This is a genomic window from Pontibacter russatus (assembly GCF_009931655.1).
Taxonomy (GTDB): Bacteria; Bacteroidota; Bacteroidia; order Cytophagales; family Hymenobacteraceae; genus Pontibacter; species Pontibacter russatus.
This window is the reverse complement of record NZ_CP047984.1, coordinates 2,252,604-2,274,961: the sequence shown is the minus strand read 5'-3', so window position 1 is coordinate 2,274,961 and position 22,358 is coordinate 2,252,604. Positions and strand designations below refer to the sequence as shown.

The window sequence follows — 22,358 nt, the reverse complement described above, 5'->3', positions numbered from 1 at the left end:
TATATGGATGGGTTATATATAGATAATTACTAAGACTGCCCTTAAGCAAAAAATGCCGCCCTTAGAATGCAAATTCACAGGGTGGCATTTTCGATTTGAGTGAAATTAGTAGTACTTTCCCGGAATCAGGTAGTGCTGCACGTAGTCTTTTACGCCTTCCTCCAGCGTATAAAATGGCTTGTCGTAACCGATGGAGCGGAGCTTGCTCATGTTGGCCTCGGTAAAGTACTGGTAGTTGTCGCGGATGTTCTCCGGCGTGTCCATAAAATCGATGTTGACTTCGGCACCCATGGCGGCAAAGGTGTTCAGGGCCAGCGCCATAAACGTGCGGGCCTCGCCGGAGCCGAGGTTATATATGCCTGAGTTCTTGCGGTGGTGCATCAGGAAGAGGCACACGTCCACCACATCCTTCACATAGATGAAGTCGCGCATCTGTTCGCCGTCGGCAAAATCGGGGTTATGGGAGCGGAACAGCGCCAGCCTGCCTTTCTCCCTTATCTGGTTGAAGGCATGGTATACAACCGAGGCCATTTTGCCCTTGTGGTACTCGTTGGGGCCATATACGTTGAAGAACTTCAGACCGGCCCAGAAGAACGGCTTGGCCGTTTGCTCCAGCGCCCATATATCAAAATCGTTCTTCGACTCGCCGTAAGGGTTCAGCGGCTTCAGCAGCGGGATAAGGGTTTCGTCGTCGTCGTAGCCCAGCGCTCCTGCGCCGTAGGTGGCCGCCGAGGAGGCATACACCAGCGGGATCTGGTACTCGCAGCAGGCGTTCCACACCTTTTTGGAGTAGTTCAGGTTGAGAAGGTCGAACACATCCTTGTTGAACTCGGTGGTGTCGGTGCGGGCGCCCAGGTGAAAGATGAACTCCACCTCCTCGTAGTTCTCGTCCAGCCACTCGAAAAACGTGTCGCGGTCCACAAACTCCTTTATCTTTTTCCCCCGCAGGTTGTCTTCTTTTTTGGCGACAGAAAAATTGTCTACCACCACGATGTGGTTGAAATTAGCCTGGTTGAGCCTGCCGACAAGGCAGCTGGCGATGAATCCTGCGGCACCGGTTACTACGATCATAATCAGTTTTTAGACCTCTAACGTAAATTGCGTTAAATTTACGAAAATAAATGAAGCCGCCCTGCAAGGGAAAACCCCTAACACCCCCACAATTGAAAAAGAAGCCGCGCCTGCTATATGAATTCCCGTGGATGCTGTGCCTGTGGCTGGCTTTGGGTTCCTGCGGCCAAACAAAGCAGGAAACACAAAAGCAACTGGTGCTGGAAGACGATCTGGGTCGGGAGGTAACACTGAACGGCCAGCCCGAACGCGTAATGGCGCTGGCCCCCTCCATGACGGAGATGCTGTTTGCCGTGCTCGACAGCAGCGCCATCGTGGGGCGCACCCAAAACGACGATTACCCGGCAGCGGCGCTCACGAAACCGGTGGTGAACAACTACCCCATGGACTATGAGCAGCTGCTGCGCCTGAAGCCGGATCTGGTTTTTACCGTGGAGGGCATCACGCCGCCGGATGTGGCGGAACGGCTTAAGGAACTGGGCATCCCGGTGTATTACCAGAAATACGCCTCGGTGGAGGATATTTTCAGGGGGCTGGAGGACATCGGCCGGATCATGGACAGGGAGGAGCAGGCCACGCTACTCACCGATTCGCTGCGGCGGGAGGTGGCACAGATAGCGGCACGACACCGGCAGGAGGAGCCTCCGCTGCGCGTGCTCGGCCTCGCCGGCTACGACCCCATCTATGTATATGGTTCCAGCACGGTTATATCAGATAAGCTGCGGATTCTGGGTGCCGAGAATGCGGCAGATGAAACGTTTGACGCCCTGACGCGGGAGTTTATATTAAAAAGCAACCCGGATGTGCTGCTGGGCGGGACGCCGCAGGAGTTGGAGAGGAACTTTTTTAGTATATACCCCGAGCTCCGCAAGATTAAGGCCTACCAGAACCAGCGCCTCTACGCCCCCGACTTCGACCTGATGTCGCGCCCCTCGCCGCGCGTGGTGGAATCCATCAGGGAGCTGGAAAAATTCCTGTACCCATGAGCCGGGCGGTGTCGTTCATCATCGCGCTGCTGCTCATCCTGGTGGTGCTGGTGCTGGGGCTGCAGGTGGGTTCCTTCGAATCTGACCTGGGCACCATAGCCAATGCTTTCCTGCACTACGACGCGGCCAATACCACGCACTTTGCTATTGTACACCTGCGCCTGCCGCGCCTGCTGCTGGCCCTGGTGGTAGGGGCCTCGCTCGCCTTGTCCGGTTACCTGATGCAGGCGATGGTGAATAACGGCCTCGCCGATCCGTACCTGCTGGGCACCGCCTCCGGCGCTTCTTTGGGCGCCATTATCGTTTTTTTCGGCTTTGTGCCGGTCACGGTGCTCGGGCTATATATGCCGCCAGTCTTTGCGCTGCTCGGAGCCTTTGCCGTGACGCTGGTGGTGGTGGCGCTGGGCTACCGCAAGCGGCAGCTCATTCCGTCGCAGTTGCTGCTGGCGGGCATCGCCATCAGCTCGCTGGGCACGGCCATGGTCGGGCTGCTCACGTTTCTGTCTGATTCGGAAAGCAAGCTGCGGACGGTGATTTTCTGGTCAATGGGCAGTTTTGAGCGCGCCAGCTGGGGCATGCTGCCTTACCCGGCGACGGCGCTGCTGCTGGCCTTGCTGCTGTTTGTGTATTACCAGAAGCAGCTGAACATCCTGCTGCTGGGCGAGGAGCGGGCGCAGGCGCTGGGTGTGCCTGTGGCGCAGACGCGCTGGGTGATCCTGGCGACGGTGTCGGTGGTGACGGGCTTTGCGGTGGCCACTTCCGGGCCCATCGGGTTTGTGGGGCTCATCATTCCGCACGTGACGCGGGGGCTGATGGGCACCACGGGGCAGGCGAACCTGCTTTTCTGCGCCTTTGTGGGCGGCCTGTTCATGCTGCTCTGCGATTTGCTGTCGCGGTTGATTTACCCGCCCGCCGGTTTGCCGATCGGAATTATTACTTCGTTCTTTGGTGTTCCTTTCTTCGTATATTTGTTGATTAGAAAAAATTACGCTTTTAAAGGTTAGATGATTTACGTAAGCAGGTTAGAGCACTTTAACGCAGCCCACAAACTGCACAACCCGAACTGGTCGCTGGCGAAGAACAAGGAGGTATTCGGGCCGTGTGCCAACGCCAACTGGCATGGGCACAACTACGAGCTGATCGTGACCGTGAAAGGCTTGCCTGACCCGGACACAGGCTTTGTGATTGATCTCAAAAAGCTCAGCACCCTCATCCGCACGCACATCATCCAGAAGGTGGACCACAAGAACCTGAACCTCGATGTGGACTTTATGGAGGACAAACTGGCCAGCACCGAGAACCTGGTTGTGGAATTCTGGAGGATTCTGCAGCCCCGCGTACAGGACATCTCCAATAAAAATGCGCAGCTGCACAGCCTGAAGCTTTACGAAACGCCGCGCAATTACGTAGAGTACTTCGGCGAGTAACGGCAGGCGTCTCTCTTCTTATCCACCGCTGCCATTCCTGTACCTGTTCCGGTAGCCGCAAACAGAAACAAACTGCATGAAATACTACATCATAGCCGGGGAGCGATCCGGCGATTTACATGCCTCCAACCTCATCAGGCAGCTCCGGCAAAAGGACCCGGAGGCGCAGATCAGGGGCTGGGGCGGCGATATGATGCAGGAGGCAGGCATGGATCTGGTATACCACTACCGCGAGATGGCCTTCATGGGTTTTGCGGAGGTCATCAGGAATATCGGGAAAGTGCTGGGTTTTCTGAAGGCGTGCAAATCCGATATCAGGCAATACCAGCCGGATGTGGTGATACTGGTGGATTACGCGGGCTTTAACATGCGCATCGCCAAATTTGCCAAGGCCCGCGGCATCAAAGTGTTCTACTATATATCCCCGAAGATATGGGCCTGGAACCAGGGGCGGGTACACAACATCAAAAAAGTGGTGGACCGGATGTTCGTGATCATGCCCTTCGAGGAGGACTTCTACGCCCGTTTTGATTACAAGGTAGACTATGTGGGCAACCCGGTGAACGACTCTGTCACCGATTTCGTGCGCACCCCCGACTTCCGGACCCGGAACAAACTCTACAACAACAAACCCATCATTGCCATACTGCCCGGCAGCCGGAAGCAGGAGATCGAGAACATGCTGCACGTGATGCTGAGTGTGCTGCCGTCTTTCCGCGATTACCAGTTTGTGGTGGCGGGGGTTTCCAACTTCTCCAAAGCCTACTACGAGCAGTACAACAAGGACCCCAACATCAAAATTATATATGACCAGGCCTTCGACCTGCTGGCGCATGCGCAGGCGGCGCTTGTAACCTCGGGCACGGCCACCCTGGAGACCGCGCTCTTTGGCGTGCCGCAGGTGGTGTGCTACAAGACCAGCGCCATTTCCTACTCCATCGCCAAAATGGTGATCAAGGTGCCCTATATATCGCTGGTAAACCTGATTGCCGACAAGCCGGTGGTCACCGAACTGATACAGGACGATTTCACGCCGAAGAAGATCGTGGCGGAGCTAAAGCAGATCCTGTTCGACAAGCACTTTATTAAGAAGCAGGAAGAGGGCTACGCGCTCGTGCGCCAGAAGATTGGCGATTTCCGGACAGCCGAGCGTGCCGCCGAATTGATGGTGCAGTACCTGGAGGAGGGGAAGTAGCAGATTAAAACTGCTATCGTCTTAATCATATATAGCCAGCATATATGAAATATCCTATATATAAACAGAGAGCCCCCGGCAGTTATATATGCTGGGGGCTCTCTGTTTATATATAGAAAGAAGCCTTTAAGCTACTTTCAGCTGCTTCAGGGTCGATTTCTCAAACTTATCGCGGGCGTACTTTCCGGTGATAACCAGTTCTTTGGTGCCTTCCTCGGAGGGCAATTCAAACATGGCGTCGGTCATGATGCCTTCGCAGATGGAGCGGAGGCCGCGGGCACCCAGTTTGTACTCGGCGGCTTTCTCCACAATGTAGTCCATGGCGCTGTCGTCGAAGGTGAGGTTGATGTTCTCCATCTCGAACAGGCGCTTGTACTGCTTCACAATGGAGTTTTTCGGCTCCACCAGAATCAGGCGCAGGGTTTCCTTGTCGAGCGGGTCCAGGTGCGTCACCACCGGCAGGCGGCCGATGAGCTCCGGTATCAGCCCGAAGTTTTTCAGGTCCTGCGCCGTCAGGTACTTCAGGAAGTTTTCGCTTTCCTCCTCCCCATCCTGCTTCGACTTGGAGAAACCGATGGGGCGGGTGTTCAGGCGGTTCTTGATCAGCCTGTCGATGCCGACGAAGGCGCCGCCGCATATAAAGAGGATGTTCTCGGTGTTTACGGTAATCATTTTCTGCTCCGGGTGCTTGCGGCCTCCCTGGGGCGGCACGTTCACCGAGGTTCCCTCCAGCAGTTTCAGCAGGGCCTGCTGCACACCCTCGCCGCTCACGTCGCGGGTGATGGAGGGGTTGTCGCTCTTGCGGGCAATCTTATCGATCTCGTCTATATATACGATACCGCGCTCGGCAGACTCCACATTATAATCGGCGGCCTGCAGCAGGCGCGTCAGGATGCTCTCTACGTCTTCGCCCACGTAGCCGGCCTCTGTCAGCACGGTGGCGTCGGCAATGCAGAACGGCACCTGCAGGATGCCCGCCATCATGCGCGCCAGGTAAGTTTTGCCGGTGCCCGTTTCGCCCACCATAATGATGTTGGATTTCTCGATCACCACGTCCTGGTTCTCGGTCGGCTGCATCAGGCGCTTGTAGTGGTTATATACCGCCACCGACATCACCTTCTTGGCCTCATCCTGCCCCACCACAAACTGGTCGAGGTAGCTCTTCATCTCCTTCGGCTTCATCAGGTTGAACTTCGGAGTGCGGCTGTTCGCGCGTATCTTGTTCTCCTCGTTCAGTATTTGCTGCGCCTGCCCGATACAGCGGTCACAGATGTGCGCGTTGATACCGGATATCATCACTGATACATCCTTCTTGTTTTTGCCGCAAAATGAGCATGTAATTTCTGCCATAAGAACCAGTTGAGCCAATTATCAGGGCCTCGAATGCCAAAGCCCGAAACAAAGGTACAAAATTGAAAAGTTATGCAAGCACAATTTTTTTAACGGAAATGTTGTGATAGCGTTAAAAGAATAGCTTAAATTTTAAGATGTATATTTTTATATAATTGATTATATGGTTGATCGACAGAAGAATACATGAATACATTTTCCACATGTGCCTGTTGATAACTATTTCAGAATTATGAGATTTTAAGGAGAAAAGGAGCCATGGCAGCAGTGTCTTTCAGCGTAAGGGAGGCAAACAAAAACCCGCTCCTGTTTTTGAAGCGGGTTTTGTGCAATTTTTAATCTATATAGTGCCTATCCCTTCTTGCGCACCAGTACCTCGTCAATCAGACCGTACTCCTTGGCCTCGTCAGCTTTCATCCAGTAGTCGCGGTCAGAGTTGTCATATACCTCCTGGTATGTTTTGCCGGAGTGCTGCGCCAGGATTTCATACAGCTCCTTCTTCAGCTTCAGGATTTCACGGGCCGTAATCTCAATGTCAGATGCCTGGCCCTGGGCGCCGCCCATCGGCTGGTGAATCATGACGCGGGCGTGCGGCAACGCGGAGCGCTTGTTGGCGGCACCTCCTGCCAGCAGCACAGCGCCCATCGAGGCGGCCAAACCGGTACAGATAGTCGCTACATCGGGGCTCACGTACTGCATGGTGTCATATATGCCAAGGCCTGCATATACTGAGCCGCCCGGGCTGTTTATATACAGCAGGATGTCCTTTTTGGCATCCGCCGACTCCAGGAACAGCAGCTGGGCTGTAATGATGTTGGCGATAAAGTCATCTACCTGTGTGCCGAGGAAGATGATGCGGTCCATGATCAGACGGGAGAACACGTCAATCTCACGGAAGTTGGTGGGGCGCTCCTCAATCACAGAACGCGTCATGCTTTCGATGGTGTGCATGGCCTTGCTCTCCACGTGGTGGAGGTATTGATCTACGCCCAGGCTGCTCATGCCCTGGCCTTTTACGGCAAATTTCCGGAACTCGTCTTTGTTAAACATATCTTGTTTAGGTTTACGGTTTACTCAAAAATAAAAAAGGTCCTCAAAAAAAGGACCTTTTTTCTCATATAGTTTCAGGCTCGCCTATTCGTACGAACCGTTTCTGAAGTCCTCTGCAGTGATTGTCTTCTCTACAACAGTCATCTGCTCTTTTAGTTTAGCGAGCACCTTCTCGGCCAGCAGCTGCTCGTACTCCTGTATATAATTACGGCCGTTGTCCTGCTGCAGGTGCTGCTGCGCATAATTCTTCATGCTCTCCTTCAGTTCTTCAGGAACCTCGGGCATGTTGAACTGGGCGAGCATCTTGTCCATGGTGCTGTCCATTACTTCCTCGTTCGTCACCTTCAGCTCGTTCTCCTCCACCACCTTGTTCTTGATCATCGACCACTTCAGCTCGCGCAGATACTTGTCGAAGTTTTCCTCTATCTGCTCTGGCGTCAGTTTGCCTTCGTTGGTTACCTGCAGCCAGCGCTTGAAAAACTCCGTCGGCAGTTCCGCCTCCGTGTTGTCCACCAGCGTGTCGATGATGTTGCGGTACAGCAGGTTGTCCGACTCGCGCTCGTAGTTCTCCTTGATGGTCTCGCGGAGCTTCGCATCGAACTCTTCCTCTGTTGTTACTTCGTCTTTACCGAAAAGCTTGTCAAAAAGTTCCTGGTTCAGCTCGGCAGGCTCGGTGCGGTTGATTTTCTCCACCGTGAACTCAAACTCACCGCTTAGGTCAGCCGCCTCATCCTTGCTCAGGCCGGTAACGTGCGCCAGCGCGGCGTTGTCGTCGCCAAAGGTCTTGCGGATGTCAAAGCGGATGACATCGCCCGCCTTCACGCCCACAAACTGCTCCTGGCCTTCTACCACGCGGCTGGTAGGGATAAGCGTTTTGGACAGGAAATCGCCCTCTACCGCCTTCAACTCACCAGATATAAAGTCGCCCTGCTCCGAAGTCTCGGGGTTCACGGTCTTCCCAAACTGGCGCTTCAGGTTCTCATATGCCTCATCAATGGTCTTTTGGTCTACTTCAATCGCGTAGCCTTCCACGCTTTTGTCCAGCGGCAGGTTTATCTCCGGAAGCAGGCCCACCTGGTAGTTGAACTCAAATTCTTTCTGGTTGTCCCAGTCAATCTGGTCCTGGTTTGGCTCCGGGAGCGGCTCGCCCAGCAGCTTCACATCGTTATCGCGGATGTACTTGGAGATCTCCTCCTGCAGCAGCTTGTTTATCTGCTCCACCAGAATGCTCTTGCCATACATCTTCTTTACAAGCCCTGCCGGCACTTTGCCAGGTCTGAAGCCCTTGATCTGGGCTTTCTTGCTGAATTCTTTTACCTGCTGGTCCACTTTAGGGGCGTAGTCGGCCTCTTCGAGTATCACCTTCAGTTGTGCGTTGGTGCTGTCGGTTTGGTTTAATGTAATATTCAAGGCTTATCAGTTTTAATATTTGAAATATCTCCTAAAAACAAACCCCCAACATGGCTGTTGAGGGTTTGTGATTGTGCGGATGGAGGGACTCGAACCCCCATGCCTCGCAGCGCTAGATCCTAAGTCTAGTGCGTCTACCAATTTCGCCACATCCGCTTGATAGTGCTTTTTGGAACAGTGGTGCAAAGTTACCATCTGAATTTTTAAATGCAATACCAGCCCCTGAAATTTATGAGAATTTTTTAACTTACAGAGGGTGATGGCTTTCCGCCGCCATTCTCAGGGGCAGCCCGTTGGTTGCGTCTTATATTCAGCTATATTTGAACGAATAAACAGGCCGCCTCATTTTATAGTACACAGAAGGTATGTAGCGCCCGCAAAAGGGCGTATATATACCTGATTCCCCCAGCATAGATTAACATGATTGATCCAGAAGCAGAACGCAAAGAGATCTTAAGACACTACCGGCGGTTACTCCGCTACGCCAAGCCTTTCCTGAAGGACAACGATGCCAAGATAATCAAGAAAGCTTTCAACACCTCGCTGGAGGCCCACAGCGGCATGCGCCGCAAATCGGGCGAGCCCTATATCCTGCACCCGCTGGCCGTGGCCCAGATTGCGGTGGAAGAGATAGGCCTGGGCACCACCTCCATCGTGGCGGCGCTGCTGCACGATGTGGTGGAAGACACCGAGATGGAGATTTCGGATGTGGAGCGCGAGTTCGGGCCGAGCGTGGCCAAAATCATCGAGGGGCTCACCAAAATCTCCGGCGTGTTCGACTACGGCACCTCGCAGCAGGCCGAGAACTTCCGCAAGATGCTGCTCACGCTGAGCGACGACGTGCGCGTGATCCTGATCAAACTGGCCGACCGCCTGCACAACATGCGCACCCTCGACAGCATGCCGCGCCACAAGCAGCTGAAGATCGCCTCCGAAACCATGTACTTATATGCTCCGCTGGCGCACCGCCTGGGCTTATATGCCTTTAAGTCGGAGCTGGAGGATTTATACCTCAAATACACCGACACTGAGACGTATAAGGATATATCCAACAAAATACGGCAGACACGCAGCGCGCGCAACAAGTTTATTAAGGACTTCACGCACCCTATTGAGGAGGAGTTGCGGAAGTACGGCTTCAAGTTCACCATCAAGGGCAGGCCAAAGTCCATCTATTCCATCCTGAAGAAGATCAAGAAACAGAACATCACCTTCGATGAGATATATGACCTCTTCGCCATCCGGATTATACTGGATGTGCCCCTGGAGAACGAGAAGGCGGCCTGCTGGCAGGTGTACTCCATCATCACCGACTTTTACCAGCCCAGCCCCGACCGCCTGCGCGACTGGGTGAACACGCCGAAGGCGAACGGGTACGAGTCGCTGCACACCACGGTGATGAGCCGCTCGGGGCAGTGGGTGGAGGTGCAGATACGCACCAGGCGCATGGATGAGATTGCCGAGCGGGGCTACGCCGCCCACTGGAAGTATAAAACGGAAGGGGCCGCCTCCGCAGAGTCCGGGCTGGAGATGTGGATTAACAAGGTGCGCGACATGCTGGAAGGCAATACAGGCAACGCCCTGGAGTTCATGGATGAGTTCCGCAAGAACCTGTTTGTGGAGGAGGTGTTCGTGTTCACGCCGAAAGGCGAGCTGATCATCCTGCCCGACAAAGCCACCGCCCTCGACTTCGCCTTCGAGATACACACCGACATCGGCCTGCAGTGCCTCGGCGCCAAAGTGAACCAGAAACTGGTGCCGCTGAGCTACAAACTGAAAAACGGGGACCAGGTGGAGATTCTGACCTCGCAGAAGCAGAAGCCGAACGAAGAGTGGCTGCAGTACGCCGTTACCTCCAAGGCGCGCACCCGCATCAAGGATGCCCTGCGCGAGGACCGTAAAAATAAGGCGGAACTGGGCAAGGCGATGCTGGAGAACCGGATGAAGCAGCTGGAGGTGGCCGACACGCAGGCCAACATCAACAAGCTGCAGGCATACTTCAATGTGGCGTCGGTGCAGGATTTATATTACCGCATCGCCACAGGGCATATAGATATCAAGAGCATCAAGGAGGTTATTTTTACGGCCGCCGCCGAGAAAGGCATGTCGATGCTCGACCCGAAGTCGTTTGACAAGGAGGTGCAGAAGATTCGCGGCGTGAACCCGGACATGCTGGTGATAGGGGAGCACAGCCATAACATGAACTACAAAGTGTCGCCCTGCTGCAACCCCATCCCCGGCGACGATGTGTTCGGCTTTGAGACGGGAGACGAGGACATTGAGATTCACCGCACCAACTGCAAGCGTGCCATAGAACTCATGTCCAACTACGGCAACCGCATCATCCGGGCAAAATGGACGGATCAGAAGGAATTGGCCTTTTTGGCTGGCATCCATATAAAGGGCACCGACCGGGTGGGCCTGGTGAACGACCTGACAAAGGTGATCTCCACCAGCCTGAAAGTGAACATGCGCTCCATCACCATCGACTCCAACGACGGGATTTTTGAGGGCAACATCATGGTTTTTGTAAACGATACCGGCCACCTCGACCTGCTGATGCAGCGCATGGGCAGGGTAAGCGGCGTTCTCACGGTAGAGCGCTTTGATGGGGGGAGGCTATAAGTAAAACATATATGGCACTAAATACAGCTAAGTTCGAAGAAGTAAAGAAGATTTTCACGGCATACCTGGAGAGCAAGGGCCTGCGGAAAACGCCGGAGCGCTATGCTATCCTGGAAGAGATATATTCGCGCGACGGGCATTTCGACGTAGAGTCGCTCTACATCAGCATGAAAAACAAGAACTATCAGGTGAGCCGCGCCACCGTATACAACACCCTGGACCTGCTGGTGGAGAACGACCTGGTGAGCAAGCACCAATTCGGGCGCAACCTGGCGCAGTACGAGAAATCGTACGGCTACCGGCAGCACGACCACGTTATCTGCACCGAGTGCCACAAGGTGGTGGAGTTCTGCGACCCGCGCATCCATAATATCCAGACCATGGTGGGCGACCTGCTAAATTTTCATATCTTGCATCATTCCCTAAATTTATATGGTATCTGCGGCGATTGCCGCGCCAAAAAAGCGACTGTAGCGCAGCAACATGAAGTATCAGACAGAGCTCCAAGATGACATTCTCTTTATCAGGCTGAAGGGGGACCTGGTAGCCGGCACCGATACGCAGCGCCTGATAGACGATGTGGACGGTGGCAAGCCGCTTGTCTCGCTGCTTTGCGCGGTAGACCTTTCTGATGTGCGCTTTATGGACAGCAGCGGCATGGGCGTGCTGGTGTCGCTGCTCACCAAGTTCCGCAACCGCGGCGGCGAGCTCGTGCTCATCAAGCCTTCCGACCATATCCGCAAGCTCTTGATCGTGACAAAGCTGAACGCCATTTTCACTATCGCAGAAAATGATAACTTTGCGGCGCAATTTTTAAAAGAATCAATTTATTAAATACGTAAATGGCAGTTGATATATTAATAGGTCTGCAATGGGGCGACGAAGGCAAAGGAAAAATCGTTGACGTACTGGCCCCGACCTATGACATTGTAGCCCGCTTTCAGGGCGGCCCGAATGCCGGGCATACCCTTGAGTTTGAAGGCACCAAGCACGTGCTGCACCAGATTCCCTCCGGTATCTTCCACCCGCATATCCAGAACATCATCGGCAACGGCGTGGTGCTGGACCCCGTCGTGTTCCGCAACGAAATGCTGAAGCTGACAGAAAGGGGCGTGGACGCCGCCCAGAATCTGTTCATATCCAAGAAAGCGTCCCTCATCGTGCCCTCTCACCGGGTGCTTGACAGGGTTTCGGAAGAGGCGTTGGGCAAGAGTAAAATCGGCTCTACCCTAAAAGGCATCGGCCCCACCTACCAGGATAAGATTGGCCGTGTGGGCTTGCGCGTGGGGGATATTCTTTCTGACAATTTCCGGGAGTGCTACGACAGGCTGGTAGACCGCCACCGCAGCATCATTGAGTTCTATGGCGAGCAGTTAGAGCTTGGGGAGCAGGAGCAGGCATTCTTCGAGGCCGTGGATTACCTGCGTACGCTAAAGTTGGCAGACACCGAGTATATGATTAACAGCGCCCTCCTGAGCGGGAAGAAAATTTTGGCAGAAGGTGCGCAGGGCTCTTTGCTGGATGTGGATTTCGGCACCTACCCGTTTGTTACGTCCTCTACTACGCTGGTGGCGGGGGCCTGCACGGGCCTGGGCGTGGCGCCGCGGCATATAGGAGAGGTGTATGGAATTTTTAAAGCATACTGCACCCGTGTGGGCAGCGGCCCGTTTCCTACAGAGTTGCTGGACGAGGTAGGGGAGGATATACGGCAGGCAGGTAAGGAATTTGGCTCCACCACGGGCCGTCCGCGCCGCTGCGGCTGGATTGATCTGCCCACCCTGAAGTACTCTATCATGCTGAATGGCGTCACACAGTTGAACATGATGAAGGCGGATGTGCTGACAGAGTTCGAAACTATAAGAGTGTGCACCCATTATAAGCTTGCTTCCGGGGAGGTAACAGACCATGTGCCCTATAACCTGGAGGTGGAAAAGCTGGAGCCGGTTTACGAAGATCTGCCAGGCTGGAAAGTTGATTTGAATAAAATAGAAACGGTGGACGAACTGCCGGAAGCTTTCAAAAGCTATCTGTCTTTCCTGGAGGAGCACCTGCAGGTACCCATCACCATTGTGTCTGTAGGGCCGGATAGAAAGAGCACGTTAAGAAGAGAAGCAGTGATTGCTTAAAGTATATATAGAACGCCTGATAAAGTGCCCTGGCCTATTGGCCGGGGCACTTCTGTTTAACTCAGGTTGCGATTGTTATACCTGCTGTTCCGCAAGCTTCGTTTTGTCTCCCTTTGAAAGTAACGCATATATGGCGCGCGCCTACTCGTGGCCGCTGTCCCGCGGCCTCTGGCCCGCACACATATGCAGGCTACATCCATACATAGATTGATTCCATATATAGACTGCATTCATATATAAACTGCATCTATAACTTTGCCAGTAGCTAAGCTGCGGGCTGAAATGGATGGGCTTCCGGAATGGCAGTTGGACTCATATATGCGGCCGGAGGCAGCAGAATAGCAGGCCACGAGCAGGGACGCGAAGAAGGCTTTTAAACCGTTTTGCTTTTTTCTTAACGTCGGATATAAGGAGCCTCGGCTAAGGCAGTCGAAAATCCCCCACTATATATGATGTATGGGCAGGTACAGTGGCGCAGGATATATGAAAGCCAGAGAAGGCGAAGCGGCTATATATAAAGAACACCCTTCTTTTTCTTTCCGCTTTGAAGCTCAGCGCCCGGGCATTTCCTTCGGCAGGCGGTTGCGGGATAATTTATCCTCCCAGAGCCAGAGCCGCTTTGGGAATATTCAGAATATTTCTGCGGGTGTTGTTTGGAAATTGTGTGGATCTCTTTACCTTTGCATCCCGTTCCGGCAGGGGGCGGTTGAGGTGAAGGGGGGAGGATAAATTTTTCCGCTGCCTGTTGGAAACCGGGGAGGTTTTGCTGCCTTTGCGGCCCGCTCCGGGGGCAGCCCGGGGGGAGGGAAATAAAATTCCCGCCCGGGCATTGCAAAAGGGAAAAGGTTTGCTACCTTTGCATCCCGCTTCGGAGGCAGTCTGGAGGGGAGGCGGAGGAGGCCGATAAAATAGTTTCCTTTTTCATTGCGAAGCGAAAAGTTTTTGTTACCTTTGCATCCGCTTCCGGCGGGGAGGCGAGAAGAAGGAGAGAAAAAAAGTATTGAAAAAGGTTTGGTTGTTTGGAGGGAAACGCCGACCTTTGCGACCCGGAAAAGGGCGAACGGCTCTTTGGGGTAAAGCAAACGACACCGGCAAGGGGTGTTGCAAGGGAGGAAGGAAGTTCCTCCGGTAAGTTCTTTGAGAGATTGGTTGAGACAGAAAGATTAAGGTTGCCCGCGCGGCGCCGGCCTCGGGGCGGGCGCGGCGCGGGCCCCCTCCCCCGCCGGGGGGAGGGGGAAGAGGGGCCGGGGTCGGACAGACACATTGGCAGCTTCGGCTGCCGCATCATATTCTTACAATGGAGAGTTTGATCCTGGCTCAGGATGAACGCTAGCGGCAGGCCTAATACATGCAAGTCGAACGGACCCAGGGGCTTCGGTTTCTGGGTTAGTGGCGCACGGGTGCGTAACGCGTATGCAACCTACCTTCTATTGGGGGATAGCCCCGGGAAACCGGGATTAATACCGCATGACACCGTCCGAGGGCATCCGAGGACGGTTAAAGCTGAGGCGATAGAAGATGGGCATGCGTGCCATTAGCTAGTTGGCGGGGTAAGGGCCCACCAAGGCGACGATGGCTAGGGGTTCTGAGAGGATGGTCCCCCACACTGGTACTGAGACACGGACCAGACTCCTACGGGAGGCAGCAGTAGGGAATATTGGGCAATGGAAGAGATTCTGACCCAGCCATGCCGCGTGCAGGAAGAAGGCCTTCTGGGTTGTAAACTGCTTTTACCAGGGAAGAAAACGCTCCTGCGGGGGTAACTGACGGTACCTGGTGAATAAGCACCGGCTAACTCCGTGCCAGCAGCCGCGGTAATACGGAGGGTGCAAGCGTTGTCCGGATTTATTGGGTTTAAAGGGTGCGTAGGCGGCCCGTTAAGTCAGCGGTGAAATCCCGGGGCTCAACCCCGGAACTGCCGTTGATACTGGCGGGCTTGAGTTCGGTCGAGGCGGGCGGAACTGGCGGTGTAGCGGTGAAATGCTTAGATACCGCCAAGAACCCCGATTGCGCAGGCAGCTCGCTGGGCCGAAACTGACGCTGAGGCACGAAAGCGTGGGGAGCGAACAGGATTAGATACCCTGGTAGTCCACGCCGTAAACGATGATGACTCGATGTCGGCGACACACTGTCGGCGTCCAAGCGAAAGCGTTAAGTCATCCACCTGGGGAGTACGCCCGCAAGGGTGAAACTCAAAGGAATTGACGGGGGCCCGCACAAGCGGTGGAGCATGTGGTTTAATTCGATGATACGCGAGGAACCTTACCTGGGCTAGAATGCGCGCGACGGGTCCAGAAATGGGCCTTCCCTTCGGGGCGCAAAGCAAGGTGCTGCATGGCTGTCGTCAGCTCGTGCCGTGAGGTGTTGGGTTAAGTCCCGCAACGAGCGCAACCCCTACCTTCAGTTGCCAGCGCGTCATGGCGGGGACTCTGGAGGGACTGCCTCCGCAAGGAGCGAGGAAGGCGGGGACGACGTCAAGTCATCATGGCCCTTACGCCCAGGGCTACACACGTGCTACAATGGCCGGTACAGAGGGTCGCCACCCGGCAACGGGGCGCCAATCTCAAAAAGCCGGTCTCAGTTCGGATCGGGGTCTGCAACTCGACCCCGTGAAGCCGGAATCGCTAGTAATCGCGCATCAGCAACGGCGCGGTGAATACGTTCCCGGGCCTTGTACACACCGCCCGTCAAGCCATGGAAGTCAGGGAGACCTGAAGCCGGTGACCGTCACAGGAGCCGTCTAGGGTAAAACTGGTAACTGGGGCTAAGTCGTAACAAGGTAGCCGTACCGGAAGGTGCGGCTGGATCACCTCCTTTCTAGGGCCGTCCCCCGGCCCCCGGGCCTTTCTCTTTCTGTCTCACCGATCGATCAAAACGTATTTTAACATTGCAGGCGACTGCCAGGCGCCCGGAGCGCGCAGAGACGCCAGGGCTTGTAGCTCAGGTGGTTAGAGCGCTACACTGATAATGTAGAGGTCCGTGGTTCGAGTCCACGCAGGCCCACTCAGCCCAGCGAAGCTGGGCAGGTTCAGGGTGCAGGGCCCAGGGTTGGAAAACCCACGGCTCCTGGCCCGTGACTGAAAAAGGGGGATTAGCTCAGCTGGCTAGAGCGCCTGCTTTGCACGCAGGAGGTCAACGGTTCGACTCCGTTATTCTCCACACAGCGCACACAACAACAAGGCGGGGACGGCAGGTCCCCGCCTCCAGCTTAAGGATGGATGCCGCTCCTTGCTTTACAGCAACAGGCAGCCAGCAATTAAGGGAAGTTCTTTGACATGATGGGAAAGAGAGAGAAAAAGTAAAGTTTAGGCTGCCTTCGGGCAGCCCATGCAATTCTTGAGAAAGAGGCGGGCCGCCGCAGCGATGCGGCGGCCGAGAACGCAGAGAAGGGCGCATGGGGGATGCCTAGGCTCTCAGAGGCGATGAAGGACGCGACAAGCTGCGACAAGCCGCGGGGATCGGCACATACGAATTGATCCGCGGGTATCCGAATGGGGCAACCCAGTGTATTGAAGATACACTACCCTACGGGGGGCGAACCCGGGGAACTGAAACATCTAAGTACCCGGAGGAAGAGAAAACAAGAGTGATTCCGCAAGTAGTGGCGAGCGAACGCGGAACAGCCCAAACCGGCCCTGTCAAGGCAGGGCCGGGGTTGTAGGACCACGCGGTGGGACCAAAGATTGAAGCGTAACAGGCTGGGAAGCCTGGCCATAGGGGGTGATAGTCCCGTGCGCGCAAGCTCTTTGGCCCTAGTGGTATCCTGAGTAGGGCGGGACCGGAGAAATCCCGCCTGAACCCGCCGGCACCATCCGGCAAGGCTAAATACTCCTGAGAGACCGATAGTGAACCAGTACCGTGAGGGAAAGGTGAAAAGCACCCCGAATAGGGGGGTGAAACAGATCCTGAAACCATGCGCCTACAAGCGGTCGGAGCCCCTTCGTGGGGTGACGGCGTGCCTTTTGCATAATGAGCCTACGAGTTGCTCCTCCCTGGCGAGGTTAAGCGTTTGAAAGCGCGGAGCCGCAGCGAAAGCGAGTCCGAACAGGGCGCAGAGTCAGGGGGGGCAGACGCGAAACCTTGTGATCTACCCATGGGCAGGATGAAGGCTGGGTAAAACCAGCTGGAGGTCCGAACCAGTTTCCGTTGAAAAGGATTTGGATGACCTGTGGGTAGGGGTGAAAGGCCAATCAAACTGGGAAATAGCTCGTACTCCCCGAAATGCCTTTAGGGGCAGCGTCGCGGTGGAGTCATGCGGAGGTAGAGCTACCGATAGGACTAGGGGGAGTCACATCCTACCGAATCCTGACGAACTCCGAATGCCGCATGACATACGCGGCAGTGAGGCGCGGGGTGCTAAGGTCCCGCGCCGAGAGGGAAAGAACCCAGACCGCCGGCTAAGGTCCCCAAATTTACGCTAAGTTGAACAAAGGGGGTCCAGTTGCAGTGACAGCCAGGAGGTTGGCTTGGAAGCAGCCATTCCTTTAAAGAGTGCGTAACAGCTCACTGGTCGAGCGACAGGGCATCGATAATAATCGGGCATCAAGCGTAGTACCGAAGCCGCGGATTGTATTTATACACTGGTAGGGGAGCATTCCCTGCTGCGGTGAAGGCGTACCGGCGAGGTATGCTGGAGCGCAGGGAAAAGCAAATGTAGGCATAAGTAACGATAATGCGGGCGAGAAACCCGCACACCGAAAGACCAAGGTTTCCTGATCAACGCTAATCGGATCAGGGTTAGTCGGGTCCTAAGGGCGAGGCGAAGGCGCAGCTCGATGGACAGCTGGTTAATATTCCAGCACCGGCACGCCATAGCGACGCGGTGACGGAGAAGTGAAAGGACCGCGCACTGACGGAATAGTGCGTTGAAGGCCGTAGGTATAGGCCTGGTTGTGAAGTACGCCAGGCTTGCTGAAAGCTGATAGTACTCCAAGGCCCCGGCCGAGGAGATAGTGTCCCTAATCAGGCTCCCGAGAAAACCCGCTAAGCGTTTAAATGGCTTGCCGCCCGTACCGCAAACCGACACAGGTGGTCGAGGAGAGAATCCTAAGGTGCTCGAGTGAATCACGGCCAAGGAACTCGGCAAAATGACCCTGTAACTTCGGGAGAAGGGGTGCTTCCTCATGGCAACATGAGAAGCCGCAGTGAAGAGGCCCAGGCGACTGTTTAACAAAAACACATGGCTTTGCGAAATCGAGAGATGAAGTATAAGGCCTGACACCTGCCCGGTGCCGGAAGGTTAAGAGGGGATGTTAGCCGCGAGGCGAGGCATTGAATCGAAGCCCCGGTAAACGGCGGCCGTAACTATAACGGTCCTAAGGTAGCGAAATTCCTTGTCGGGTAAGTTCCGACCTGCACGAATGGTGTAACGATCTGGGCGCTGTCTCAGCCGTGAGCTCGGTGAAATTGTAGTCTCGGTGAAGATGCCGAGTACCCGCAACGGGACGGAAAGACCCCGTGCACCTTTACTATAGCTTAGCATTGACGCTGGGTAACCCATGTGTAGGATAGGTTGGAGGCTGTGAGGCGGTGTCGCCAGGCATCGCGGAGCCGTCCTTGAAATACAACCCTTGGGTTGCCTGGCGCCTAACCTCCCTTGAGGGGGGACAGTGCTTGGTGGGTAGTTTGACTGGGGTGGTCGCCTCCAAAACAGTAACGGAGGCTTTCAAAGGTACCCTCAGCACGCTTGGTAACCGTGCGCAGAGCGCAATAGCAGAAGGGTGCTTGACTGTGAGGCCCACAAGCCGAGCAGGGCCGAAAGGCGGATATAGTGATCCGGTGGTTCCGCATGGAAGGGCCATCGCTCAAAGGATAAAAGGTACGCCGGGGATAACAGGCTGATCTCCCCCAAGAGCTCATATCGACGGGGAGGTTTGGCACCTCGATGTCGGCTCGTCACGTCCTGGGGCTGGAGAAGGTCCCAAGGGTTCGGCTGTTCGCCGATTAAAGTGGCACGCGAGCTGGGTTCAGAACGTCGTGAGACAGTTCGGTCCCTATCTGTTGCGGGCGTCGGAGATTTGAGGGGCCCTGACCTTAGTACGAGAGGACCGGGTTGGACGAGCCGCTGGTGGACCTGTTGTATCGCCAGATGCAGCGCAGGGTAGCTACGCTCGGACGGGATAAGCGCTGAAAGCATCTAAGTGCGAAACCCGCCCCAAGATGAGATCTCCCTTGAAGGGCCGTCAGAGACGATGACGTCGATAGGTGGCAGGTGTAAAGGTGGAGACACCACAGCCGAGCCATACTAATTGCCCGGGCGCGTTCCCAACAGGGCCGCACACGGCCCGCCCCTTCCCTCCCCTCTCTTTCCCCCATCATGCCAATCGACTACAAAGCCATCAGGCACGGCCGGCAACCGTGCGAAGAGAATGGCGGCTATGGCTCCGGTGAGCACCTCTTCCCATCCCGAACAGAGAAGTTAAGCCCGGACGCGCCGATGGTACTGCCCTCACCGGCGGGAGAGTAGGTGGCCGCCAACCCCACGCAAGCACACCCCTGCGCTAAAGACAGCGCAGGGGTGTCCGCGTTTAAGAAAAGCCGGCAGGCGGAGAGGTACAAAGCCTTTTGTATATCTGAACAAGAGCGGGCTTGAGCTACCCTATATATAGCTACAAAAAGCGCGGGGAGGCCCCGGCTTATATATAGCCGGGGCTTCTTACTGTTATATAATAGCGTGAACTAGGACTTGCGACCGGCAACAGCTGTGTATAGTTCATCAGGCTGCAGGTAGCGTTGGGCCAATTGCATCAGTTCTGGGGCGGTAGTTGTTCTTACAGTCGTCACAAACTCGTTGTAGTGGCTCAGCGGCAGGTCATGTAGCACCACTTTCTTGTAGCGGTCGCATTGCTCGAAGATGGTGTTGAGGTCGTTCAAAAATTTACCCAGCATGTAGTTCTTAACGGTCTGCAGTTCATCCTCCGGCACCGCCACTTGCTGCAACAGCCTCATCTCCTTCACTATTTCCTCAATGGTGCTATCTGTGACGGCATAGTTCACATCTGTTCCTATATAGAACATGCTGTCTTTCTCTTTGGTAGATATGACAGAACTGATGCCATAGGTATAGCCTTTGTCTTCCCGGATGTTGCGCATCAGCCTGGAGCCGAAGTAACCGCCGAATATCTCATTCAACACTAAAAGCTGGAGGTAGTCCTTGTCCTTTATATGAGGAAACCTTCGCCCCATCCGGATAGAGGACTGCAGGCTGTCTTCCATATAGACCAGGCTGGATTTATCTGCCGCATATACGGCCGCTTTTTTCTGAGCGGTTATATATGACGCCTTAGAAGGCTGTAGTTGTAGCTGTTGAATTCCATGCTCCAGGTAGCGCTGCATGGGCGTATCTATCGCGCCGCAGGCAAATACCTCTAACTCCTGCGTCAGGAACCTGTTCCTGTAGAATTGTTGCAAATCTTCCTTTGTCAGCGTCTTCAGAGCACCCTCATCAAAGCCAAATACATAGGGGTGCTCCTCCCCGAAGAGTTGTTTGGTGAAGCTGTGCGTGGCGAGGTAGCTGTTCTTCTGCCGCTGCACCTTTACGTTCTGAATAGTTCGTTGCTTCAGAAGGTTGTATTCCTCCTCCGGAAACGCAGGGTTCTGCAGTACGTCCAGCACGAGCGGAAGTAATTCCTGCACATATTTAGAGAGGCAGTAGAGCGTGAACTCGGTGCGGTCGTAGCCGTGGTTATTTTCGAACGAAGCGCCGTAGAAAGCCACTTTATCGGCAATCTGCTTTGCCGTGTGGTTCAGGGTGCCTTCTTGCAGCATCTTCACGGCCAGGTCAGATTCCCCAGTTTTCTCCTCAAACCACTTCCCGGCTTTAAAAACAAAATCCAGCCTGATGACAGGCTGGGTTTCGCTCTTGATGACATGCAACCTCGCTCCGTTGCTCAGATTGGTTACCTCCGCAACCTGGAGCGTGATGGCATCTATTTCGTATGTTTCTGGTGCTTTTGTTCTATCAAGCATTCTGTATTGTTTAATTATCTATTCAAGGTTCAGGGCGAGTGTGAATCGCCAGGTGTCTGCCAGCGGATTGCTCTGGTCGCCGGGGACAAGGTAAGCGGCGTCCAGGCCAAACTTCTGGTAACGGATGCCCATACCGGCTGAGAAGTACTTTCTGCCGCCTTTCTCGGGGTGCTCATAGAAATAACCGGCGCGGGCCGCAAACAGTTCGTTATACCAGTACTCCACACCCGTCGAGAAATTCACTTCCTTCAGTTCCTCGCTTCCGCCGCCCGCAGCATCGCCAAAGGAGGAAAAAATGCCGCTCACCACGCTCTGGTCCGTGTCAGCGCCCGGAGACGGCACCAGCAACTTGTTGGCATCCACCACCAGGGTAAGGGAGTTGTAGGGATCCAAGTTATATGTCAGGGCCGTACCCACTTTCAGGTTGGTGGGCAGGAAGCTCTTGTCCTCGTTTTCGGAGTAGGCTATTTTACCACCTATATTGGAGACGTTGGCAGCCAGCCCCAGGTTCAGGTTCTGGTTGATGTCTTTGTTGTAATACACGCCCACATCTACGGCAGCCGTGTTTCCCGGCTGCGACTCAATGTTGCTCCCGCTCACGTTCACGTCGCCAGCAAGGTTCGAGTGGATGAAGCGGGCCGCCACGCCCACGCTGAAGTTCTCGCTCAGGGCCTGGCCATAAGCCACGGAAACAGCATACTCTTTGGGATTATAGTTCTGCAGCGGATTCTGGCTGGCGTCAATAAACTGTATCTCGCCCAGGTCAAAATACATCAAGGACACAGATAAAGCGGAGGTTTCGTTCAGCTTTTTATAGCCAGACAGGTAGTTCAGCGACATGTCGTCCACGATATTGCCCAGCCACTTGGCGTAAGAGAAGGCCACGCTCATGTCATTTTCCACAAAGCCCAGCTTGGCTGCGTTCCAATAGGCTGCGTTGGCGTCCGGCGACAGGGCCACACCGGCGTCTCCCAGGGCCGCAGAGCGGGTATCGGGCGCTACCGTGAGAATAGGAACTGCTGTGGTTACGGCGGTAACTTCCTGGCCGGTAGTGGTTTGTGCAAAAGCAGCAGGCGCTGAGAACAAGGCGAATGCAAACGCTGTAGCCTTTAAAATCTGACGTTTATTGTACATATATTGGGTTGATAGC

General features: G+C 54.8%; 15 protein-coding genes, 3 tRNA genes and 3 rRNA genes. 14 read left to right on the top strand and 7 right to left on the bottom strand.

Features of this window, described 5'->3' with window-relative positions; genetic code table 11:
* Window positions 1–105: 105 nt before the first annotated feature.
* The gene (rfaD, locus tag GSQ62_RS09095; RefSeq protein ID WP_161889205.1) at window positions 106–1,071 is read right to left on the bottom strand and encodes an ADP-glyceromanno-heptose 6-epimerase; all 966 of its coding nucleotides are present in this window, start codon (window positions 1,069–1,071) and stop codon (window positions 106–108) included.
* A 92-nt stretch (window positions 1,072–1,163) separates the two neighbouring features.
* On the opposite strand from rfaD, the gene GSQ62_RS09090 reads away from it, so the two are divergent.
* The 4 genes from GSQ62_RS09090 to lpxB all read left to right on the top strand — a co-directional run bounded on the left by GSQ62_RS09090 (window position 1,164) and on the right by lpxB (window position 4,679).
* Window positions 1,164–2,057 carry an ABC transporter substrate-binding protein gene (locus GSQ62_RS09090; RefSeq protein ID WP_237587109.1) on the top strand — a complete coding sequence of 298 codons (894 nt, stop codon included), beginning with the start codon at window positions 1,164–1,166 and terminating at the stop codon, window positions 2,055–2,057.
* Entirely contained in the window at window positions 2,054–3,061 is a 1,008-nt protein-coding gene (locus GSQ62_RS09085) for a FecCD family ABC transporter permease (protein ID WP_161889204.1), read from the top strand. The genes GSQ62_RS09090 and GSQ62_RS09085 overlap by 4 nt, the downstream gene beginning before the upstream one ends.
* Window positions 3,062–3,484, top strand: coding sequence for a 6-pyruvoyl trahydropterin synthase family protein (locus tag GSQ62_RS09080; protein WP_161889203.1), 423 nt, complete (start codon window positions 3,062–3,064; stop codon window positions 3,482–3,484).
* A gap of 76 nt (window positions 3,485–3,560) precedes the next feature.
* On the top strand, window positions 3,561–4,679 hold the full coding sequence (lpxB, locus tag GSQ62_RS09075; protein WP_161889202.1) for a lipid-A-disaccharide synthase: 1,119 nt from the start codon (window positions 3,561–3,563) through the stop codon (window positions 4,677–4,679).
* Window positions 4,680–4,805: 126 nt separating this feature from the next.
* Here lpxB and clpX read toward each other — a convergent pair whose 3' ends face one another.
* From clpX to GSQ62_RS09055, 4 genes are all read right to left on the bottom strand, one after another.
* Window positions 4,806–6,029 carry an ATP-dependent Clp protease ATP-binding subunit ClpX gene (clpX, locus tag GSQ62_RS09070; RefSeq protein WP_161889201.1) on the bottom strand — a complete coding sequence of 408 codons (1,224 nt, stop codon included), beginning with the start codon at window positions 6,027–6,029 and terminating at the stop codon, window positions 4,806–4,808.
* Between the two features lie 351 nt (window positions 6,030–6,380).
* Window positions 6,381–7,079, bottom strand: a complete 699-nt coding sequence (locus tag GSQ62_RS09065) for a ClpP family protease (protein WP_161889200.1) — start codon at window positions 7,077–7,079, stop codon at window positions 6,381–6,383.
* 84 nt (window positions 7,080–7,163) lie between these two features.
* A complete protein-coding gene (gene tig, locus GSQ62_RS09060) occupies window positions 7,164–8,489 on the bottom strand; it encodes a trigger factor (RefSeq protein WP_161889199.1) in 1,326 nt (441 codons plus the stop codon).
* Window positions 8,490–8,563: 74 nt separating this feature from the next.
* Window positions 8,564–8,645, bottom strand: a tRNA-Leu gene (locus GSQ62_RS09055).
* A 258-nt stretch (window positions 8,646–8,903) separates the two neighbouring features.
* On the opposite strand from GSQ62_RS09055, the gene GSQ62_RS09050 reads away from it, so the two are divergent.
* The 10 genes from GSQ62_RS09050 (at window position 8,904) to rrf (ending at window position 19,719) form a co-directional block, all read left to right on the top strand.
* Window positions 8,904–11,114 (top strand): RelA/SpoT family protein, encoded by a 2,211-nt coding sequence (locus GSQ62_RS09050; RefSeq protein WP_161891385.1) that lies wholly within the window; start codon window positions 8,904–8,906, stop codon window positions 11,112–11,114.
* 11 nt (window positions 11,115–11,125) lie between these two features.
* Window positions 11,126–11,626, top strand: a complete 501-nt coding sequence (locus GSQ62_RS09045) for a Fur family transcriptional regulator (protein WP_161889198.1) — start codon at window positions 11,126–11,128, stop codon at window positions 11,624–11,626.
* Window positions 11,598–11,948 carry an STAS domain-containing protein gene (locus GSQ62_RS09040; protein ID WP_161889197.1) on the top strand — a complete coding sequence of 117 codons (351 nt, stop codon included), beginning with the start codon at window positions 11,598–11,600 and terminating at the stop codon, window positions 11,946–11,948. The genes GSQ62_RS09045 and GSQ62_RS09040 overlap by 29 nt, the downstream gene beginning before the upstream one ends.
* 8 nt (window positions 11,949–11,956) lie before the next feature.
* Window positions 11,957–13,240, top strand: coding sequence for an adenylosuccinate synthase (locus GSQ62_RS09035; protein WP_161889196.1), 1,284 nt, complete (start codon window positions 11,957–11,959; stop codon window positions 13,238–13,240).
* A 483-nt stretch (window positions 13,241–13,723) separates the two neighbouring features.
* The gene (locus tag GSQ62_RS09030) at window positions 13,724–13,969 is read left to right on the top strand and encodes a hypothetical protein (RefSeq protein ID WP_161889195.1); all 246 of its coding nucleotides are present in this window, start codon (window positions 13,724–13,726) and stop codon (window positions 13,967–13,969) included.
* Window positions 13,970–14,534: 565 nt separating this feature from the next.
* Window positions 14,535–16,057: ribosomal RNA gene (locus GSQ62_RS09025) — 16S ribosomal RNA — on the top strand.
* A gap of 112 nt (window positions 16,058–16,169) precedes the next feature.
* Window positions 16,170–16,243 (top strand) — tRNA-Ile (locus GSQ62_RS09020).
* 82 nt (window positions 16,244–16,325) lie between these two features.
* Window positions 16,326–16,399, top strand: a tRNA-Ala gene (locus GSQ62_RS09015).
* Between the two features lie 215 nt (window positions 16,400–16,614).
* A 23S ribosomal RNA gene (locus tag GSQ62_RS09010) occupies window positions 16,615–19,508 on the top strand.
* 99 nt (window positions 19,509–19,607) lie between these two features.
* A 5S ribosomal RNA gene (rrf, locus tag GSQ62_RS09005) occupies window positions 19,608–19,719 on the top strand.
* Together the 16S, 23S and 5S rRNA genes with 2 tRNA genes alongside form the textbook arrangement of a ribosomal RNA operon.
* Window positions 19,720–19,918: 199 nt before the next feature.
* Here rrf and GSQ62_RS09000 read toward each other — a convergent pair.
* Window positions 19,919–21,208: a M16 family metallopeptidase gene (locus GSQ62_RS09000; protein ID WP_161889194.1), complete on the bottom strand. Its 1,290-nt coding sequence runs from the start codon at window positions 21,206–21,208 to the stop codon at window positions 19,919–19,921.
* An 18-nt stretch (window positions 21,209–21,226) separates the two neighbouring features.
* On the bottom strand, window positions 21,227–22,342 hold the full coding sequence (porV, locus tag GSQ62_RS08995; RefSeq protein WP_161889193.1) for a type IX secretion system outer membrane channel protein PorV: 1,116 nt from the start codon (window positions 22,340–22,342) through the stop codon (window positions 21,227–21,229).
* Between the last annotated feature and the right edge of the window lie 16 nt (window positions 22,343–22,358).

What these genes read in the sequence shown, in the direction of transcription:
- rfaD (WP_161889205.1), bottom strand. Translation starts at nt 1,071, where the DNA reads ATGATCGTAGTAACCGGTGCCGCAGGATTCATCGCCAGCTGCCTTGTC.
- GSQ62_RS09085 (WP_161889204.1), top strand. Translation starts at nt 2,054, where the DNA reads ATGAGCCGGGCGGTGTCGTTCATCATCGCGCTGCTGCTCATCCTGGTG.
- GSQ62_RS09080 (WP_161889203.1), top strand. Translation starts at nt 3,062, where the DNA reads ATGATTTACGTAAGCAGGTTAGAGCACTTTAACGCAGCCCACAAACTG.
- lpxB (WP_161889202.1), top strand. Translation starts at nt 3,561, where the DNA reads ATGAAATACTACATCATAGCCGGGGAGCGATCCGGCGATTTACATGCC.
- clpX (WP_161889201.1), bottom strand. Translation starts at nt 6,029, where the DNA reads ATGGCAGAAATTACATGCTCATTTTGCGGCAAAAACAAGAAGGATGTA.
- GSQ62_RS09065 (WP_161889200.1), bottom strand. Translation starts at nt 7,079, where the DNA reads ATGTTTAACAAAGACGAGTTCCGGAAATTTGCCGTAAAAGGCCAGGGC.
- GSQ62_RS09045 (WP_161889198.1), top strand. Translation starts at nt 11,126, where the DNA reads ATGGCACTAAATACAGCTAAGTTCGAAGAAGTAAAGAAGATTTTCACG.
- GSQ62_RS09040 (WP_161889197.1), top strand. Translation starts at nt 11,598, where the DNA reads ATGAAGTATCAGACAGAGCTCCAAGATGACATTCTCTTTATCAGGCTG.
- GSQ62_RS09035 (WP_161889196.1), top strand. Translation starts at nt 11,957, where the DNA reads ATGGCAGTTGATATATTAATAGGTCTGCAATGGGGCGACGAAGGCAAA.
- GSQ62_RS09030 (WP_161889195.1), top strand. Translation starts at nt 13,724, where the DNA reads ATGAAAGCCAGAGAAGGCGAAGCGGCTATATATAAAGAACACCCTTCT.
- GSQ62_RS09000 (WP_161889194.1), bottom strand. Translation starts at nt 21,208, where the DNA reads ATGCTTGATAGAACAAAAGCACCAGAAACATACGAAATAGATGCCATC.
- porV (WP_161889193.1), bottom strand. Translation starts at nt 22,342, where the DNA reads ATGTACAATAAACGTCAGATTTTAAAGGCTACAGCGTTTGCATTCGCC.